Origin of the sequence: Brevibacillus borstelensis (assembly GCF_003710865.1) — a bacterium.
GTDB lineage: Bacteria > Bacillota > Bacilli > Brevibacillales > Brevibacillaceae > Brevibacillus > Brevibacillus borstelensis.
The window spans coordinates 1-1,055 of the sequence record NZ_RHHO01000086.1; the positions used below are offsets into that span (position 1 = coordinate 1).

At 47.3% G+C, this 1,055-nt stretch carries 1 protein-coding gene; it reads right to left on the reverse strand.

Features of this window, described 5'->3' with window-relative positions:
* Positions 1 to 831, reverse strand: an 831-nt coding sequence (locus EDM54_RS25740; protein WP_122959086.1) for a DUF4850 domain-containing protein, incomplete at its 3' end; no start/stop codon positions are given.
* Between the last annotated feature and the right edge of the window lie 224 nt (positions 832 to 1,055).

The window sequence follows — 1,055 nt, forward strand, 5'->3', positions numbered from 1 at the left end:
TAAATCGAGAATATCTTTTGCCGTTTTTGCTTGTTCCGCTTGGCAGGAAATTTCCATTTTCAAAAACCTCTGGCTTCCTTCTTGGGAAAGGTGATGCGCCACACCAGAGATGTGATAACCGTCTGGAGAATCGGCGAGGAGATATTGTACGGTTGTTGGGGAGACCAGCGTCCTTTCTTTAAATGCAACTTTCGCAGAGATCGGAAATCCTTGTTCCTCTGCCCACTTCTCCTTGTCCGGGAAGTATGTTCCAATCGAGGTAATCGCGCATCCTTGGCATCCTCCGGCGTTGTCGGAGTAGTTGAGCTTCTGGTTCGGATCATGCGGATTAACCAGTTCGATGCCAATCGATCCATTTGCGCCAATACCAGCTTGCCCTAAGGTCCAATCCCGCGGTCCGATAAAAAATACGCTTCCTCCCCCCAACACATCCATCCAATACGCACCAAGCTCATCCTTGCTTGATTGCGGAATCGATAATGGAATCACCGGGTATGGCTTTTTGGGCCCAACAGTCTGCGGCTGGTCCCCATCGATGTAAAATTCAGCCTTAATCACTTTTAGCGGAAGCGATGTGATCGTCTCTCCAGTTTTGCCTTGAAACGATACTTGGCCTGCTTCAATCATAAACGAAGCGGGCAGTTTTTCAGCTGCGTCCTCCTTTTGAACAGGTGAATCATTCAAAATAGCTGCTGCAGCTGCGGTAATCTCGCCAGGCTTTTCCGTATGCAATGCTGCCTGTGGCCCAGTGGAACATCCCACTGCTGCGAGAGACAAACCAACCATGAGCAGGTTCTTGAAACGTAACGCGCTTCTCTTTTCTTTCCCCATGTGTTACCCCATTCTTTTCCTATTTCGTATTCATTTTAAAGACGGTTCCCTTTGCTGTTTCGTTACGCAAAGTAAAGTGTGTAAAAATACTTTTGTATCGGAGTGTACGGTTTTCGCTCTGCCGCAGGTTTTGTTATCAGGTGATAGTTATCATGAAACATAAAAAAGAGGAACCCATAATGGATTCCTCCTTGGTCAAGCATATGGTGCCGGTAGAGGGACTT